A 17,574-nucleotide genomic window follows, 5' to 3' on the forward strand; every position below is an offset into this window, starting at 1 on the left:
TTAAAATTTAAGGCCACCAGCTCTAGCACCCTCTGCTAATGCTTTTACATTACCATGATACAAATAACCACTTCTATCAAAAACACAAGCAGTAACTCCATTATCAATAGCTAACTTAGCTAAACCTTCTCCTACTTTCTTGGCATTCTCAAGATTAAGTCCACTCAAACCTAAAGCTTTAGCCGAAGCTGAAGCTAGCGTTTGACCTTTTACATCATCAATTAATTGAGCGTAAATATCTTTGTTGGAACGGAATACAGATAATCTTGGTCTTTCGGCAGTGCCGTTAACCTTTCTTCTTATACTCCACTTAATCCTTTGCCTTCTTTTCGTTTTAAAAGTTGACATTATATATTCTTTAAATCGTTAAATCAATAAATTACTTCTTAGCAGCTGTCTTACCTGCTTTTCTACGTACCTGCTCACCAATAAAGCGAACACCTTTACCTTTGTAAGGTTCAATTTTTCTTAGAGACTTAAGCTTTGCAGCAACAAGTCCAATCAACTGCTTATCTATTCCTTCTAAAGTGATTTTTGGGTTTTTACCCTTAACCATCTCAGTAACTACTACTATTTCTGATGGAATAGCGAAGTAAATATTGTGAGAGTAACCTAAAGATAAATCCAGTATGTTACCTTCATTAGTGGCTTTATAACCTACACCTACTAACTCCAGTTCTTTCTTAAAACCCTCTGTAACACCCACTACTTGGTTGTTAATTAAAGATCTTGAAAGACCATGTAAAGCTTTGTGCCTTTTTTGTTCAGTAGGACGAACAACCTTCAACTCACTACCTTCAATAGATATTTTCATATCCTTCTCAATAGCTTGCTTCAGTTCTCCTTTTGGTCCTTTAACTGTAACGATATTACTATCGTCTACTGTGATTGTAACACCAGCTGGAATTACTATAGTTTTGTTACCTATTCTTGACATTATAATTTTGTTTAAGGCTTATTTCTAAGCGGTCAACATTTTTGATTTTAGTAAATATAACAAAGTACTTCACCGCCTACATTTAATGTTCTAGCTTCTTTATCGGTAATAATACCTTTTGAAGTTGACATCACGGCGATACCTAATCCGTTCAAAACTCTTGGTAAAGCAGTAGCCTTAGCATACTTTCTTAAACCTGGTTTTGAAGCTCTTCTAAGATCAACTATTGCTGATTCCTTTGTTTGAGAATTATATTTCAAAGCTATTTTAATTTGACCTTGTGGACCTAAGTCCTCAAATTTATAACTCTGTATATATCCTTTATCATAAAGTACTTTTGTGATTTCCTTTTTCATGTTTGAAGCAGGAATTTCCACAACTCTATGTCTTGCACTGATAGCGTTTCTAATCCTAGTTAGAAAATCCGCTATTGGATCCGTTGTTACCATTCTGTTTAATATATATTTTGGATACCTAAGCCAACATTAAGGAGTTTCACGGGCGTGACTTTCTTAATTGGGCTGCAAAGATAGTTTATTCTAAATTAATTTCAAAATTATTACCAAGAAGCTTTTGTAACTCCTGGTATTAGACCCGCACTGGCCATTTCTCTAAAAGTTACACGGTTAATACCAAATTTACGCATATAGCCCTTTGGTCTACCAGTTAACTTACATCTATTATGAAGACGAACTGGTGAAGAGTTTTTCGGTAAGGCATCTAAACCCTTCCAATCTCCAGCAGCTTTTAATGCAGCTCTTTTATCTGCATAACGTGCTACCAGTTTCTCTCTTTTACGTTCTCTTGCTTTTATCGACTCTCTTGCCATCTTTGATAGAAATTAATTATTAGTTTTTTTAGAACTTGCGAAAGGCATACCTAAAGCTTTCAACAACTCATAACTCTCTGCGTCTGTTCCTGCAGAAGTCACAAAAGTTATATCCATCCCTTGTATTTTCGCAATTTTATCTATTGAAATTTCAGGAAAGATAATTTGTTCTGTTACACCAAAAGTGTAATTACCTCTACCATCAAATCCTTTATCACTTATACCTTGAAAATCTCTTACCCTAGGAAGTGCTACCGCAGTTAATCTGTCAAGAAACTCATACATGATTTCTCCACGTAAAGTTACTTTAGCACCAATCGGCATATTTTCTCTCAACTTAAAGTTGGAAACTGCCTTCTTAGATAAGGTTGGAACTGCTTTCTGACCCGTAATAATGCTAAGTTCTTCTACACTTGAATCTACCAGCTTCTTATCACCAGTAGCTTCACCAACTCCTCTGTTTACTACGATTTTCTTAAGAGCAGGTACCTGCATAATTGATTTATAAGAGAATTTTTCTCTTAAAGCAGGTACAACTTCCTTTAAATATTGTTCTTTTAATCTTGCCATTTTGAAAAGTGGATTTCCGACCCACGTTTATCTTTTAAATGAATTTGCCGCTAGATTTTGAAAAGCGTTGCAATTTCCCTTTTTCGTTTAATTTTCTTCCAGTCCTACTTGCATCTCCACTTGATGGATCCACAACCATTATGTTACTAATGTGAATAGTACCCTCTCTTTCTTGGATTTCACCTTGAGGATTCTGTGCATTAGGTTTAATATGCTTCTTAATCATATTAACCCCTTCTACAATAACTCTATCTTTAGCTAAAATCACTTCCGTAACTTTACCTTCTTTTCCTTTAGAATTACCCGCAATTACCTTCACTGTGTCTCCAGTGCGTACATGACGTTTTTTTTGAGTATTCATTTTTCTTTCTTTTACTAATTTATCTCCAAAAGACTCTTAAAGTACCTCCGGTGCTAATGAAACTATTTTCATGAATTGCTTCTCACGAAGTTCACGAGCTACAGGTCCAAAAATACGTGTACCTCTTGGCTCATCGTTATTATTCAAAAGAACCACTGCATTCTCTTCAAAACGTATATAAGTACCGTCTTTACGTCTTACTTCTTTCTTAGTTCTTACCACAACGGCTCTAGAAACAGTACCTTTCTTCATACTAGAAGAGGAAAGTGCTTGCTTAACTGTAACCACCACTTTGTCGCCAATACCTGCATATCTCTTTCTAGTACCGCCTAAAACGCGTATTACTAAAACCTCTTTGGCACCGCTATTATCAGCTACATTCGCTCTTGATTCTTGCTGTAACATTATTCTATTATTTAAACTTTATTTTAAACCGACCTATATATAAGATATGCCAACTATTTAGCTTTCTCAAGAACTTCAATAAGTCTCCAGTTCTTAGTCTTACTCAAAGGTCTAGTTTCCATTATTTTAACAGTGTCACCAATACCGGCTTCGCTGTTTTCATCATGAAACATGATCTTTTTAGTTTTAAGCATGAATTTACCATACTTCGCATGCTTTACTTTACGAACAACCTGTATTACGCCAGATTTATCCATCTTATTGCTAGTAACAACACCTACACGCTCTTTTCTAACTTTTCTTTCCATTTTTGGTAACAGATTTGTGGTTCTACCCACGTTATTCCTATTCTGTAATATTAATTGAATTATCTACCGCTTAACTCAGTTGACAATCTAGCTATCACTTTTCTTGCCTCAGTAATTCTTTTCGGATTTTCAATAGGAGTAATCGCGTGTGCAAATTTTAACTTTTGCAACCTTTGTTTCTCCTCGGCTAACTGCTGATTCAACTGCTCAACATTTAAACCTTTCAAATCTACTTTTTTCATCTTAATCTTATTTATCTCAGAAACCTTTGATTCTGAATACTTTTGTAGTTTATCTCTAAATTAAGCAACATAATCTCTCCTAACTACAAACTTTGTAGTCATCGGTAATTTCTGAGCTGCCAATCTTAAAGCTTCCTTAGCCACCTCAATAGGTACTCCACCTGCTTCAAATAGCACTGTACCTGGGAAGATATTTGCTACCCAGTACTCTGGAGCTCCTTTACCCTTACCCATACGAACCTCTAGAGGTTTAGCCGTAATAGGCTTATCAGGAAAAATTCTAATCCACACTTGACCTTCACGTTTCATAGCACGTGTAACGGCAATACGAGCAGCTTCAATTTGGCGTGAGGTAATTCTACCTGGCTCCAATGATTTTATTGCAAAAGAACCGAAGGCAATTTGATGACCTCTTGAGGCCAAGCCTTTTATTCTTCCTTTTTGCTGCTTACGAAATTTGGTTCTTCTCGGTTGTAACATAACTGTTCGTCTTTATCTGAGGTAACCCTCTTTTCTTATCTTCTATTTCTGTTTCCTTCTCCGTCAGCCTTTCTACCTCTGCCGCCTTCTCTCTTTCCACGACCACCTCTGTCGTTTCCACCACGGCCGCCTCTTCCACTCTCTTTGCTTTCTTCTATAGCTGCTCCAGGAGTTAAATCTCTTTTACCATATACTTCTCCCTTAAATACCCAAACTTTGATACCTATAATTCCATAAACTGTTAAGGCTTCAGAAATAGCATAATCAATGTCTGCTCTTAAAGTATGAAGAGGAATTCTACCTTCCTTGTACATTTCGGTTCTTGCCATCTCAGCTCCACCTAATCTACCCGAAAGTTTAATTTTTATACCTTGAGCCCCTACTCTAGTAGCAGATTGAATAGACTGCTTCATAGCTCTTCTGTAAGAAATTCTTGCTTTCAACTGCTGTGCAATAGTCTCACCAATAAGCTTCGCATCTAGTTCAGGTCTCTTGATTTCAAAAATATTTATTTGAATATCCTTACCAGTAAGCTTTTTAAGTTCCTCTCTTAGTTTGTCAACTTCAGCACCAGCTTTACCAATAACAACACCAGGTCTAGCCGTATGTATTGTTAACGTAATCCTTTTTAGTGTCCTCTCGATAACAACTTTAGAAATAGAACCCTTTTGAATACGGGCTTTTATGTATTTTCTTATCTTGTTGTCTTCAACTAGTTTATCTGAAAAGTCTTTTCCGCCGTACCAGCTAGACTCCCAACCTTTAATGTAACCAAGTCTAAGACCTATAGGATTTACTTTTTGTCCCATGTTTTGTAATCTAAATTAATTTTGGGGTATAAATTATTCCTCTGTTTTCACTTCCTCAGCAGTAGCTTCCACTGGTGTTGCAATATTGTCAACAACCAACGTTACATGATGAGAACGTTTTCTAATTCTATGTGCTCTACCTTGAGGTGCAGGTCGAAGTCTTTTCAACATTCTACCGCTATCCACAAAAACACTCTTTACTATTAACTCCGCATCATCAATAGTAATATCCTGGTTTTTCTCTTGCCAATTGGCCACTGCTGACATCAGAACTTTTTTAAGTACTGGTGCTGCAGCTTGAGGCTGATGACTTAGAATTCCAAGTGCCAGACTAACTTTCTTTCCTCTGATTAAATCAGCCACCAATCTGGCTTTACGAGGCGAGGTTGGAAAATTGTTAAGTTTTGCTACTGCTTCCATTTTTATATTATTTTACCCAAGCGTTAAACAGGAGGTTATCCAATTATCTACGCCCTTTATCTTTTTTATTAATGTGCCCTCTAAAGTTTCTTGTAGGAGCAAATTCTCCTAGTTTATGACCTACCATATTATCTGTTACATAAACTGGAATAAACTTATTACCATTATGTACAGCGAAGGTAAATCCTATAAAGTCAGGCGAAATCATTGATCTTCTAGACCATGTCTTAATTACTGATTTTTTGCCTGAGTCAGCCATGTCGACTACTTTCTTCTCTAGGCGAAAATCTATATAAGGTCCTTTTTTTAGCGAACGAGCCATTATTTATTTCTTTTGGAGATTATTAAACGATTAGAATACTTGTTTTTAGATCTGGTTTTCTTTCCTTTAGCCATCAATCCATTTCTAGATCTTGGATGACCACCAGAAGAACGACCTTCACCACCACCCATAGGGTGATCAACTGGGTTCATAGCTACACCACGAACTCTTGGACGCTTTCCTAACCATCTATTTCTACCTGCTTTTCCTAGGTTGACGTTCATGTGATCAGGATTCGATACCGAACCTACCGTGGCAACACAAGTACTCAATACAAGTCTCATTTCACCAGAAGGCATCTTCAAAGTAACGTATTTACCGTCCTTTGCAAGAAGCTGTGCATAAGTTCCTGCACTTCTAGATAACTGACCTCCTTTACCTGGAGTCAATTCAATATTGTGGATAATAGTACCTAATGGCATATTACCTAATTTCAAACAGTTCCCTACTTCAGGAGCTACATTATCACCAGACTCAATCTCCTGGCCTACTTGCATCCCTTGAGGAGCAATCACATATCTTTTCTCACCATCAGGATATTTCACCAAGGCAATTCTTGCCGAACGGTTTGGATCGTACTCTATTGTAGTAACTTCTCCAATGACATCTTTCTTATCTCTTTTGAAATCGATAATACGATATCTTCTTTTGTGACCACCACCTATATATCTAGAGGTTCTGTGTCCTTCATTATTTCTACCACCCGTCTTCTTTACTACACCTATTAAACTCCTTTCAGGTTTATTGGTAGTAATATCGGAGAAATCAGGGGCTACCCTTTGTCTCTGACCAGGCGTTGTTGGTTTTAACTTCTTAACAGCCATTCTTCTTAATTTTGCAGCTTTAAACTAAAGCTATACGTATTATTAAATATTATTATAAATCAGCGTAGAAGTCAATCAAATCTCCTTCTTTCACCGTTACAATTGCTTTTTTAAATGTAGGTGTACGTCCTGTAGACACCTTCGATTTAGTCATTCTAGATTTCGTTTTACCATATTGACGTATTGTAGATACGGAATCCACTGTTACACCATACATAGCTTCTACCTCTCTAGCAATGTCAATCTTATTTGACCCCATGGATACCTCAAAAGTATATTTACCTTGAGAATTTAGTCCTTGAGACTTTTCCGTTACTAATGGTCTTTTTAAAACACTCATTTTACTATAAGTTTCAAAACCCTAAGGTTCTATTTCAAAATTGATTCTAAATGATTTAGTGCATTTTCAGAAATCAAAATGCTCTCAGCATTTACCAAATCAAAAATGTTCACTTGGCCTTTTTCTGTTACCATTGTTTTAGGTAAATTTCTTGCAGATAAGTAAAGATTATTATCTCCACCATCAACTACAAAAAGAGACTTACCATTCACTCCTACCGCATTTAAAAATGCTGCGTAGTCTTTAGTTTTTGCAGCAGGTAAAGAAAAATCTTCCACTACTATCACTTTACCCTCAGCTACTCTTGCAGAAAGAATAGATCTTTTTGCTAACGTTTTAACCTTCTTGTTAAGCTTAAAACCATAATCTTTAGGACGAGGACCGAAAGCTCTACCACCACCTACAAATATTGGCGATCTTTTAGAACCATGACGGGCTCCACCAGTACCTTTTTGTCTGTGTAATTTCTTACCAGTGTAGTTGATTTCAGCTCTTTCTTTTGACTTGTGAGTTCCTTGGCGTTGGTTAGCAAGATATTGCTTAACATCCATCCAAATGGCATGCTCATTAGGCTCAATTCCGAAAACTTCATCAGAAAGTTCTACTTCCTTACCGGTTTCTTTACCTTCTTTGCTTATTACTTTTAACTTCATTTTAGATTTCTATTTTTTCGATGTCGTTAGAATTCGACCTTATTATTATTTATGTAATGTTACTACTGAATTTTTAGGACCCGGTACTGAACCAGAAACTAAAATCAGATTCTTATCAGACATAACTTTAAGAACTTTCAAGTTTTGAATAGTGATATTGGTATTACCCATTCTGCCACCCATCTTCAAACCTTTAAAAACTCTTGCAGGATAAGAACAAGCACCAATAGAACCAGGGTGACGAGCTCTGTTATGCTGACCGTGAGTTGATTGACCCACACCACCAAAACCATGTCTCTTAACAACACCTTGGAAACCACGTCCTTTTGTCTTTCCGCTTACATCCAAAAATTCACCTTCAGCAAATACGTCTTCTACCTTGATGACATCACCAAGATTAAACTGAGCCTCAAATTCTTTGAATTCTACTAACTTTCTTTTAGGAGTAGTGTTAGCTTTCTTGAAGTGACCTTGAAGAGCCTTAGTAGTACGCTTCTCTTTCTTCTCTCCATAACCCAACTGTATAGCTTTATAGCCATCAGTTTCCTGAGTTCTTATTTGAGTGACTACACATGGGCCAGCCTCAATAAGTGTACAAGGAACGGCAGCACCACCTTCAAAGATGGTCATCATGCCAATTTTTTTTCCGATAATTCCAGACATCGTCTTATTTTATTTTCGCTTTAAAATTCTCTATTCTCTCAAACGGGGTGCAAAAATGATACTTTCTGCCCTCTTATCCAAGCGAATATGAGTAAAAATTATAATATCAGAGGTTGACAACGAGTCAACATGAACTTTGCATCTCAAACCTTTTCAGGTAAGCCGCCATTTAAGGGTGACAACTTGTTACCTTGAGATGATTTCCCAAATTTTCTTACACGCGAATCGGAGACTGTTTAAATACTTAAAAAAGAATTCTTACATCTTTTTCTCACAGTCGGAATTAGAGCGGTTTCGCGAGGATGCGACTTCGCCTAATTCATTAAAAGGAGATACTCTCCGTCGTATTGAACCGCAAAGGTAGAACATTTTTCGATTTCAGAAAACATATTCCATAAAATTTTCAATATATTTTGAAACTTCATCCGAAAAATGTAAAAAAGCCTGCGATTGACTCTTAGGGCACTTTTTAAGGGACGCTAAGAAAAGACACCGGCATCTCTTTAGAACGCATATGCGTTTTTGGCAACACAGAACCATGGTGGTATCTACTCTCTGGAAAGTACTGTGCCACGTTCATTAACACTTCGCAGTCACAGTGTCCATTATGCTCCTGAAGAAACTTTATGTTTTCTGGCGTATTCAAATTATGTATTTCCAAAAAATGTTTTGTCGTTCTAAAATCCATTTCACAAGGATTCTCTGCTAATTCAGACGAAAGGAAGGCAAACATCTCTTCAAATGTATCTTGTTCAAAGGGCAATGAACCAAGTACCAACTTTTCTGGAATATCTAAAGAGCTTACCTCATTTGAAGCTGATTTAGTTTTCACAAAATAAAGGTTGCCCAAAACGCTTCCAATAAGCAAGACAGACGCCGCTACCCTAAAGATGGTGGAATTTAAGACTTTTGAAAAAACAGACCGTTTCTTCTTCGAAAAAATCTTATCCGAGATTTCACCTCCCAATTTCTCTGGCGTTTTAATTTCATTCTCCAGTGCCAAATTTAGAAGAGAATCCTCTATTGCCTCATATTCCAATCTTAGCTCAAGATCGTTTTCCATAGCAGCAACCACCTTTTGTTCGATATCCTCCGAAAGTAAACCTAAAGCCAATAGCTCCAAATCTCCTTTTTCAAATTCATATTGCTTCATTATTATAATCTAATCAAAATTTTCTCTAAGCATCTTAATTGCTGCCCTAAGCCTTGTTTTCAATGTCCCTAAAGGTATTCCTAACTCCTCTGCCAGATCTACTTGGGTATAGCCTTCAAAATATATTTTACTAACTATTTCCTTTAATTCGGGTTTCAACTTTTCTACCAGACCTTTCAGCCCTATAACATCTATGGACTGGTTAGCCTGATATTTAGAATCTAAAATCCCTACGCTATTATCTCTTACGAAATTTTTAAGATTGTGGTTTTTATAATCAGCAGATCTTATCCTGTCAATCACCAAGTTTCTAGTGAGATTAGCCATCCAAGTGAAAAGTTTACCTTTTTTCCTGTCGTAGGTATCTATTTTGGACCAAATTTTAACAAATGTCTCCTGAAGTAAGTCATTAGATTCATTTTCATCTTTTAGCATCCTGACTATGATACCATAAATAGCATTGGAATAGTTTTGATAAAGAATATCAAAACCAGTCTTATCCTTCTTTTGTAGCAGTGCCAGAAGTTCGGTCTCTTCTATCTGTATGTTTTTTGTTGAGGTCGCCATTAAGGGCACCAAGATACTAGGTTTAAATGAAAAACTTACAATGGGCGAGCACAGGACAATAAAAAAGACGGGAGACAAAATCTTCCGCCTTTCTACCAATCATTTATTCAACCACTCTTACACAGACGCAAAACGCCCATGCAAAGTATTATGCATGCATAATACTTGCAAAATAAATAAAAGATTTTTGTAGAAACTATAGATTTCAAAAAATTAAATTTGTCGCTTCATAAAAATACTTCTCAATTTCGTTTAAATAATGACTCCAAAACAAGAAAATTTTGTTTTCCCTGCCGAATGGCTCACACATAGGGCCACATGGCTTAGCTTTCCCTGGAATGTGGAAACATGGGAGGATAGGCTACCAAAAATATACCCTTCTTATTTCCAGTTTATTAAAGAAATTTCAGAAAACGAAGAAGTCTGTATCAATGTCGCTAATTCGTCGGTAAGAAAAATTGTGGAGGAAGAATTAATCCAAAGGAACATACCTCAAACAAATATTAAACTCTATGATTTCCCTACCAACGATTCATGGTGTAGAGATCATGGGCCTAGTTTCGTGATTAATAAAGACCTTAAAGAAAAGGCCATCATTAACTGGGGATATAATTCTTGGGGTGGCAAATACCCTCCATTTAATGATGATAATGCAATTCCTTCGAGAGTCGCTGAAACATTAGGTTTAAAAATATATGAGCCAGGTATTATTATGGAAGGGGGATCTATTGAAGTTAATGGAGCTGGTGCACTATTGACCAGTAAATCCTGTTTATTAAACAAAAACAGAAACCCCCATCTTTCCCAAAAAGAAATAGAATCGTATCTTAGAAACTATTACGGCGTAGAACAGATACTTTGGATAGAAGATGGCATCGTAGGAGATGATACTGACGGTCACGTGGACGACACAACACGGTTTGTAAACCAAGATACGGTTTTAACGGTCATGGAGGAAAACAGACTGGATGATAACCATGCCATACTTTCAGAAAATTTGGAACAGTTAAAAGCCATGAGAATGGAAAATGGCTGCAAACTAAATATAATTGAATTGCCTATGCCTTCTCCCGTCATTGATCAAGGAGTCAGGCTTCCTGCATCCTATGCCAATTTTTACATTTGCAATGGCAAGGTTTTAGTTCCTACCTATCAATGCAAGAATGACGACAAAGCCTTAGACATTATTCAATCATGCTTTAAAGAACGAGACATTATTGGCATAGATTCAAAAGAGATCATTTGGGGTTTGGGCAGCTTGCATTGCCTTTCTCAGCAGGAGCCCGAAGTATAATATTTGTTAAAAAGGATTCTTTTTGGCAATAAATACCGACTTTTGCGGCTTATTTAACAAAGACTTATTCTTAGGCAAAACATTTATGCCCATACAAAGATTTTTTTATTTCGTATTTCTTATTTCTGTCATAATTTCATGTAAAACTGAAAAACTAGCAACTAACAAAGCTATTTCTTCGGACAAAATACCTGAAGCTGAAAGCGTTTTGACTTTGGGTAATATTAAATATGATAGCACCAATTTCGAACACATTTTGGACTCTTATTTACTAACAGATACCAGTAAGTTTGAGGAAATCATTGACGAGATATTATTTCAAAAGAGACTTTATCTAGAAGCTTCTAATAAAGGTTATGCTGATGATAACGCTATAGACGAGGAAATAAACTCCTACTTAAGCATTGTAGCTCAAAGCTTTACACAAGATACTTCCTTGGTCAATAATCTGGCAAGAATTACTTACGAAAGAATGAAAAAAGAAGTAAACGCTTCTCACATTCTTATACCGATTTCAGAATTTGCTTCTCCAGAAGATACTGATGCCGCTTACAAGAGAATTCTTTCTTACAAACTTATGGCTGAGCAAGGCATGCCTTTTGACTCTCTTGCTAAAGTACATTCTGGTGATATCAATACCAAAAACAATGGTGGTGAAATGGGGTGGTTTTCCGCTCTTCAGTTACTTTTCCCATTGGAAAACGCTGCTTATCAAACCAAAATTGGTCAAGTTTCTCAACCTGTACGAACTAAAGCAGGTTACCACATTTTAAAGGTTAACAATACCAGACCATTTAGTGGCAAGGCGATCGTAAAACATATTCTTAAGGCCGTTCCTAAAAACTCAGAGCCAGATTTTGATACTTTTCAAAAAAATCATATAGACTCTTTGTACACCCTACTTTTAAGAGGTGGCAGCTTTGAAGCGATATGCCAAGCAAATTCTGATGACCCCTACTCCAAAAGTAATGGTGGTCTGTTAGAATCATTTTCTATTGGTAGCCGAAAGGAAAAGAGTTTTGAAAACGCAGCATTCGGGTTAAAAATAGGTGAAGTATCAAGACCTATCAGAACAGATGTGGGTTGGCATTTGATAAAACTAATTGAAAAACAAGATTTAGAATCTTATGACAAGCTAGAGCCATTTATTGTAAAAAAAATCACGACCGATTCTAGAGGTGAATACCTTAAAGATCAGAGTTTTAAAAAGTACGAGGAACAGCTCCAGTTGCAAGAGAATTTTGAGGTATTCAATGAAATTCTAAAAACCGCTAATAAAGATATTATTGAGCGAAACTGGAAAATCAATAAAACGAATATTAAACTTCAGGTGCTATTAACGGTTGCCAGTGAGAGCTTCACCAATTTAGATTTTTATAGGTATGCAGAAGACAAGCAAACCTTTGAGAAGCAGTTTGAAGATTTTACGCCAGAAATGTATTTAAGGTTCTACTATAAAGACTTTAAAACCGCTAAAGTAGAAGAGGCTATTCTAAAAAATCTTGGTAAATGGAATAAAGATTTTGCCTATATGGCCAGTGCTTATAAAGAAAACCTAGTCAATAGCAACTTTCTAAATACGGAACTTTACGAGAAGTCTGTTTCTGATAGCCTTGGAATTCGTCAATATTACATAAAGAACTTATCTAGATATCAACTCCCAAAAAGAGCTAAGGCCACTATTATAGAAACACATCACAAAGTGTTACTAGATAAATATTTTGAAACAACCAAAGGCGAACCTCCGTATAGACTAAAAAGAGGTATTCTTCCGATATTCTTTGAGAAGAACGAAAGCCTGCTATCAGATGATATTAAGAAAAAGCTAACAGGACTCTCCATCTTATTGGATAACAATTCAAATTATGTGGTTGAAATAGGAGGACATAGAGATGTCAATGAAGAGGTCAACACTTCCTATTTAAGAATTCAGGAGGTTGTGAATTACCTTAAGAAGATTGGGGTTGGTATTACAAAAATTAGAGAATATGATTATGGTACATCAAGGCTATCGGATAGGTTTGATTGGACACAGAATCAAAGAGTTAGTTTTCAGTTTTTTACCACCCAAAAGACGGACGTCGCTCATGTGCTAAATACGGAAAGTGATAGCCTCAAAATTACCATAGGCGAGTTTTACAAAGGAGAAAACGCCCTTATAGACGCTACGTCTTGGGAGCTAGGCTCTTTTGAAGCGGCTTCTGATGGCAATTTTTATAGAATTGAAATAGAGGCTATAAATCCAGCCCGTGCAAAGACTTTTAAAGAGGCTTTTGGTACCGTTGTATCAGATTATCAATCCCAGCTTAAAGAGCAACTAAAAAAGGATTTAATCGTTAAGTATCCGGCCGAACTAAATAGAAAAGAATTATTAAAACTTTATACTGATTACAAGCAAAAGAATCTGTAAAATTACATTTATGTTGAAGAAAGTATTTCTCTTATTAATATTGCCTTTCTTGGCTCAATCACAGATGGTGGGAACCAATGTGGACAAGATTATCGCTAAGATTGACAATTACTATATTTTAAGATCTGAGGTTGAGCAGCTCATTGTTCGTTCCAAAGAACAAGGTCAGGCCATTGACAAATGTCAAGCTCTAGAATCGCTTGCCGTTCAGAAACTTTTAGTCGCAAAAGCGGAGATTGACTCTGTCATTGTAGAACCTTCTATGGTTGAAAATCAGCTTGATGCTAGAATGGCGGAAATGGTTAGGATATACGGAAATGAGAAAAATATTGTAGAGCAATTCAATAAGTCTTTAGAAACCCTCAAAGGTGAGGTAAGAAAGCAAGTTTCTGAACAATTAACGGCTCAGAAAATGCAAGATGCTATAACGGATGGGCTAACCGTGACTCCTCACGAGGTCAAAAAGTTCATTTCAGCTATTCCAAAGGATAGTTTACCCACCATTCCATCTGAAGTCGAGGTAGGCCATTTGGTGCGACTTGCGAAGCTTACGATATCTCAAAAGGACGAATTGGTTGATAGACTAAAAGATATCAAGAAAAAAATAGAATCGGGAGAGAAATTTGAGGCTTTAGCTGAAGAGTTCTCAGAAGATCAAGGCTCTAAAAGTTATGGCGGAGACCTAGGCTGGGCAAAAAGAGGACAAATGGTGCCTCAATTTGAAGCCACGGCCATGAGATTGAAACCCAATGAGCTAAGTGATGTGGTAGAAAGTGATTTTGGATTTCACCTTATTCAATTATTGGAAATTAGGGGTCAAGAATATCATGCCAGACATATTCTGCTTAGACCAGAATATAGCAGACTAGACATGACAGATGCTACGCACTTTCTTGACAGTTTGAGAAATTTAATTGTGATAGACACCCTGAAGTTCGAAAAAGCAGTAAAACTTCACAGCGAAGACGAAAATTCAAAATATACAGGTGGTGTACTCAATGACCCCAACACGGGAAGCGATAAGATGGCCCTAGACCTTTCTATGGAGCCTAATTTATACTTCACGATAGATTCTATGAAAGTAGGTTCTATAACCCCGCCAATTGCTTATAGAACCCCTGACGGAAAAACTGGTATGAGACTTGTATATCTAAAAAAGAAGTATTCGCCTCATAAGATCAATATCAGTGACGATTATGAAAAAATTAGAGAGTTTGCTCTAATGAACAAGAGAAATATAGAAATTGAGAAATGGTTTGGTGAAGCGATTTCCGAAGTTTATATTAAAATTGATCCTGATTACAACGTTTGTAAACTATTCGAACAATAAACCCATACAATGGCAAAATTAGAATTCAAATCTGATGTAGAAGCGGCCGATGCATTAAAGCTGGCTTATGAAAAACTAAGTAAAGAAATAGCTCAGGTTATTGTTGGCCAAGAAGAGACTGTTCGTCTTCTTTTAACCGCTATATTCTGTCAAGGACATTGTCTTTTAGTGGGTGTGCCAGGTTTAGCTAAAACGCTCTTAATTCAGACTATTGCAGATGCATTAGATCTAAATTTTAATAGAATTCAATTTACGCCAGATTTGATGCCATCGGATATAGTAGGCTCCGAGACTTTAGATAACGAAAGGAATTTCCGATTTATAAAAGGTCCCGTTTTTGCCAATATTATTTTAGCAGATGAGATTAACAGAACGCCACCTAAAACGCAGTCTGCACTTCTAGAGTCTATGCAGGAATATGCTGTTACTGTAGCTGGACAGAAACATGAATTAGAAAAGCCTTTCTTTGTATTGGCAACTCAAAATCCGATAGAGCAAGAAGGTACTTACCCTCTTCCAGAGGCTCAGTTAGATAGATTCATGTTTATGGTGTATCTAGACTACCCGTCTTATGAGCAAGAGCTTGCGATTGTAAAAAGCACTACTTCTGGAAAGAAAAACAAGGTAAACGAAGTTATCTCGGCCGAGGAAATCCTCTATTTCCAAGAATTGGTAAGAAGAGTTCCAGTGGCAGATAACGTAGTAGAATACGCGGTAGGTTTAGTTCACAAAACCAGGCCCTTAACAGACCGAGCGTCAGAACAAGCTACAAACTTTTTAGACTGGGGTGCTGGACCTAGGGCCTCGCAAAATCTAATTCTTGCCGCCAAATGCAATGCTTTAATAAACGGCAAATACTCTCCAGACATTGAAGATGTAAAAGCTGTAGCTATCGCGGTTCTTAGACACAGATTAGTAAGAAATTTTAAGGCTGAAGCCGAAGGTGTTTCTATAGAAACAATTATCAATAAAATGCTTTAAACCTTTCTACTTTTAAGAAAGGTTTCCAACTTCTCCAAAGGCAAGGCATTAAATGTCATGTCTTTGGTTAAGCCCGCTTTTCTGGCCACAGCCACACCATAATGCATATCCTGGAAGCCTTCTATCTTGTGAGCATCAGGATTAATAGAAAGCATGACACCCTTCTCCAAACAGTAGGGAATCCATCTCCAATCTATATCTAATCTATAAGGACTGGCATTAATTTCCATGATCACCTTATTGGCAGCACAGGCATCAATCACCTTTTTAAAATCCAGAGGATAACCTTTTCTAGAAAGCAATAATCTACCGGTAGGATGTCCTAGAATGGTCGTATAAGGGTTCTCTACCGCTCTAATAACTCTATCCGTCGCCTTTTCTATGGTCATATCTAAATTAGCATGAACAGAAGCCACAACGAAATCAAAAGTAGCTAAGATTTCATTTTCGTAATCTAAGTCACCGTCTCCAAGAATATCAGATTCTATGCCTTTTAAAACTTTAAAAGGTGCCATTTCCTTATTGATTTGGTCTATTTCTGTTTGCTGCTGTACCACTTTTCCTGCTGGTAATCCATTGGCATAGGTGGCCGTTTGAGAATGATCCGCAATCCCGAAATAATCTAAGCCTAAAGCTTTGCAAGCTTCAGACATTTCTTTCAGTGTATTTTTGCCATCGGAATACTTGGAGTGATTGTGTAAACTACCTCTCAAAGCTTCCCAAGAAATCAAATCATCATTTGAATTCTCTTTTATCCAATCAAACTCGGCCAAACCTTCTCTCATTTCTGGGAGAATATATTTAGAACCAAAACCTGCATAATAAGCCTCTGAAGACTCAAAAATATTGGATTTTATAAAGTGATGAAAATTCCCAGCAATTTCAGGCAAAACTGTCTTAAGATGCTCTTCAGACGAATTAGATATCAGTTTTTCTTGCTCAAAAATATCATCCTGCACAAATTGGATTTCTATCAATATATTATTTTCACCATAAAACCCTCTCCAAGTAAAAGGGGAAGACGCCTTCATATCTTCTCTAAAAGCTTCTTCCAATTTGGCCTTCCCTTCCAGACCACCGCTGACTAAAAAAGACAGTCCATCTACGGTTTCCAGCTTTCTTGGGATAGCTCCCACTTCCTCTACTTTAGGAAATATTAAACTTAATTTCTCCAATATTTCCCCAGAAAGCTCTGCGGCCTGGTTCATTCTTAACTTCCCTGACTGCAGGCGTAAGAACAATAATGATTCTAATATTTTCTCTTGTGTCTTTTGACCAAAACCTTTGGTTTCTGCAATTTTCCCACTCTCGCAAGCTATTTGCAATTCATTCAAATTATCAATCCCTAACTCCTCCCATAGTGTTTTTATCTTCTTAACACCGATACCCTTTACTCTAAACATCTCCAAAACCCCTTCCGGCGTTTTATTGATAAGTTCTTGAAGTTCTTTTGTAGCACCAGTGGCTACTATTTGAAGAATGTTGTCGGCCATCGACTTCCCTACCCCTCTGAGTTTCATTAACTCGGCTTCAGACATGGTGTCCAAGTCTTCCTCTAACCTATCCAGATTATAAGCAGTACTACCGTAAATTTTAGCTCGAGTTTCATCTTCTCCGTGCAATGTCATGAGTTTACTAGTAAGCTCTATGACATCTGATATTTCTTTATTACTCAT

Annotated in this window: 24 protein-coding genes; 4 read left to right on the forward strand and 20 right to left on the reverse strand. The window is 36.8% G+C overall.

Annotation, left to right across the window (positions count from 1 at the left end; genetic code table 11):
* The 19 genes from rplR to ACSBFT_RS08410 form a co-directional block, all read right to left on the reverse strand.
* The gene (gene rplR / locus ACSBFT_RS08320; RefSeq protein WP_489604241.1) at nucleotides 1-348 is read right to left on the reverse strand and encodes a 50S ribosomal protein L18; all 348 of its coding nucleotides are present in this window, start codon (nucleotides 346-348) and stop codon (nucleotides 1-3) included.
* Between the two features lie 31 nt (nucleotides 349-379).
* Nucleotides 380-937 carry a 50S ribosomal protein L6 gene (rplF, locus tag ACSBFT_RS08325; RefSeq protein ID WP_489604242.1) on the reverse strand — a complete coding sequence of 186 codons (558 nt, stop codon included), beginning with the start codon at nucleotides 935-937 and terminating at the stop codon, nucleotides 380-382.
* Between the two features lie 47 nt (nucleotides 938-984).
* Nucleotides 985-1,386, reverse strand: coding sequence for a 30S ribosomal protein S8 (gene rpsH / locus ACSBFT_RS08330; protein ID WP_489604243.1), 402 nt, complete (start codon nucleotides 1,384-1,386; stop codon nucleotides 985-987).
* A gap of 110 nt (nucleotides 1,387-1,496) precedes the next feature.
* Nucleotides 1,497-1,766, reverse strand: a complete 270-nt coding sequence (gene rpsN / locus ACSBFT_RS08335) for a 30S ribosomal protein S14 (protein ID WP_489604244.1) — start codon at nucleotides 1,764-1,766, stop codon at nucleotides 1,497-1,499.
* A gap of 12 nt (nucleotides 1,767-1,778) precedes the next feature.
* Entirely contained in the window at nucleotides 1,779-2,336 is a 558-nt protein-coding gene (rplE, locus tag ACSBFT_RS08340) for a 50S ribosomal protein L5 (protein ID WP_489604245.1), read from the reverse strand.
* Nucleotides 2,337-2,370: 34 nt separating this feature from the next.
* A complete protein-coding gene (rplX, locus tag ACSBFT_RS08345) occupies nucleotides 2,371-2,697 on the reverse strand; it encodes a 50S ribosomal protein L24 (protein WP_489604246.1) in 327 nt (108 codons plus the stop codon).
* Nucleotides 2,698-2,733: 36 nt separating this feature from the next.
* Nucleotides 2,734-3,102, reverse strand: coding sequence for a 50S ribosomal protein L14 (rplN, locus tag ACSBFT_RS08350; RefSeq protein WP_489604247.1), 369 nt, complete (start codon nucleotides 3,100-3,102; stop codon nucleotides 2,734-2,736).
* Between the two features lie 53 nt (nucleotides 3,103-3,155).
* Nucleotides 3,156-3,410 (reverse strand): 30S ribosomal protein S17, encoded by a 255-nt coding sequence (gene rpsQ, locus ACSBFT_RS08355; RefSeq protein ID WP_489604248.1) that lies wholly within the window; start codon nucleotides 3,408-3,410, stop codon nucleotides 3,156-3,158.
* A 59-nt stretch (nucleotides 3,411-3,469) separates the two neighbouring features.
* Nucleotides 3,470-3,652, reverse strand: coding sequence for a 50S ribosomal protein L29 (rpmC, locus tag ACSBFT_RS08360; protein WP_489604249.1), 183 nt, complete (start codon nucleotides 3,650-3,652; stop codon nucleotides 3,470-3,472).
* Between the two features lie 60 nt (nucleotides 3,653-3,712).
* Entirely contained in the window at nucleotides 3,713-4,132 is a 420-nt protein-coding gene (gene rplP, locus ACSBFT_RS08365; RefSeq protein ID WP_489604250.1) for a 50S ribosomal protein L16, read from the reverse strand.
* 35 nt (nucleotides 4,133-4,167) lie between these two features.
* Nucleotides 4,168-4,941 (reverse strand): 30S ribosomal protein S3, encoded by a 774-nt coding sequence (gene rpsC, locus ACSBFT_RS08370; RefSeq protein ID WP_489604251.1) that lies wholly within the window; start codon nucleotides 4,939-4,941, stop codon nucleotides 4,168-4,170.
* A gap of 33 nt (nucleotides 4,942-4,974) precedes the next feature.
* Nucleotides 4,975-5,361 (reverse strand): 50S ribosomal protein L22, encoded by a 387-nt coding sequence (gene rplV, locus ACSBFT_RS08375; protein WP_489604252.1) that lies wholly within the window; start codon nucleotides 5,359-5,361, stop codon nucleotides 4,975-4,977.
* Nucleotides 5,362-5,404: 43 nt separating this feature from the next.
* On the reverse strand, nucleotides 5,405-5,683 hold the full coding sequence (gene rpsS / locus ACSBFT_RS08380) for a 30S ribosomal protein S19 (RefSeq protein WP_489604253.1): 279 nt from the start codon (nucleotides 5,681-5,683) through the stop codon (nucleotides 5,405-5,407).
* Nucleotides 5,683-6,507: a 50S ribosomal protein L2 gene (rplB, locus tag ACSBFT_RS08385; protein WP_489604254.1), complete on the reverse strand. Its 825-nt coding sequence runs from the start codon at nucleotides 6,505-6,507 to the stop codon at nucleotides 5,683-5,685. Before rplB ends, rpsS begins: the two co-directional genes overlap by 1 nt.
* A 52-nt stretch (nucleotides 6,508-6,559) precedes the next feature.
* Nucleotides 6,560-6,847 (reverse strand): 50S ribosomal protein L23, encoded by a 288-nt coding sequence (rplW, locus tag ACSBFT_RS08390; protein WP_489604255.1) that lies wholly within the window; start codon nucleotides 6,845-6,847, stop codon nucleotides 6,560-6,562.
* A gap of 29 nt (nucleotides 6,848-6,876) precedes the next feature.
* On the reverse strand, nucleotides 6,877-7,500 hold the full coding sequence (rplD, locus tag ACSBFT_RS08395) for a 50S ribosomal protein L4 (protein WP_489604256.1): 624 nt from the start codon (nucleotides 7,498-7,500) through the stop codon (nucleotides 6,877-6,879).
* A gap of 45 nt (nucleotides 7,501-7,545) precedes the next feature.
* A complete protein-coding gene (gene rplC, locus ACSBFT_RS08400) occupies nucleotides 7,546-8,163 on the reverse strand; it encodes a 50S ribosomal protein L3 (protein ID WP_463046889.1) in 618 nt (205 codons plus the stop codon).
* Nucleotides 8,164-8,632: 469 nt separating this feature from the next.
* Nucleotides 8,633-9,316, reverse strand: coding sequence for a DUF2695 domain-containing protein (locus ACSBFT_RS08405; protein WP_489604257.1), 684 nt, complete (start codon nucleotides 9,314-9,316; stop codon nucleotides 8,633-8,635).
* Nucleotides 9,317-9,325: 9 nt separating this feature from the next.
* On the reverse strand, nucleotides 9,326-9,883 hold the full coding sequence (locus ACSBFT_RS08410) for an RNA polymerase sigma factor (protein WP_463046887.1): 558 nt from the start codon (nucleotides 9,881-9,883) through the stop codon (nucleotides 9,326-9,328).
* A gap of 259 nt (nucleotides 9,884-10,142) precedes the next feature.
* Between ACSBFT_RS08410 and ACSBFT_RS08415 the strand changes: the two genes are divergently transcribed.
* The 4 genes from ACSBFT_RS08415 to ACSBFT_RS08430 are packed head-to-tail and all read left to right on the forward strand — an operon-like array spanning nucleotide 10,143 to nucleotide 15,898.
* Complete coding sequence (locus ACSBFT_RS08415) at nucleotides 10,143-11,177, forward strand: agmatine deiminase family protein (RefSeq protein WP_489604258.1); 1,035 nt, start codon at nucleotides 10,143-10,145, stop codon at nucleotides 11,175-11,177.
* A gap of 22 nt (nucleotides 11,178-11,199) precedes the next feature.
* On the forward strand, nucleotides 11,200-13,587 hold the full coding sequence (locus ACSBFT_RS08420) for a peptidylprolyl isomerase (protein ID WP_489604259.1): 2,388 nt from the start codon (nucleotides 11,200-11,202) through the stop codon (nucleotides 13,585-13,587).
* Between the two features lie 10 nt (nucleotides 13,588-13,597).
* Complete coding sequence (locus ACSBFT_RS08425; protein WP_489604260.1) at nucleotides 13,598-14,917, forward strand: peptidylprolyl isomerase; 1,320 nt, start codon at nucleotides 13,598-13,600, stop codon at nucleotides 14,915-14,917.
* A gap of 9 nt (nucleotides 14,918-14,926) precedes the next feature.
* The gene (locus ACSBFT_RS08430) at nucleotides 14,927-15,898 is read left to right on the forward strand and encodes an AAA family ATPase (protein WP_463046883.1); all 972 of its coding nucleotides are present in this window, start codon (nucleotides 14,927-14,929) and stop codon (nucleotides 15,896-15,898) included.
* Here ACSBFT_RS08430 and ACSBFT_RS08435 read toward each other — a convergent pair.
* Complete coding sequence (locus ACSBFT_RS08435) at nucleotides 15,895-17,574, reverse strand: DNA polymerase/3'-5' exonuclease PolX (protein WP_489604261.1); 1,680 nt, start codon at nucleotides 17,572-17,574, stop codon at nucleotides 15,895-15,897. The two genes, ACSBFT_RS08430 and ACSBFT_RS08435, sit on opposite strands and share 4 nt — an antisense overlap.

This window comes from Arcticibacterium sp. SM2516 (assembly GCF_057914865.1).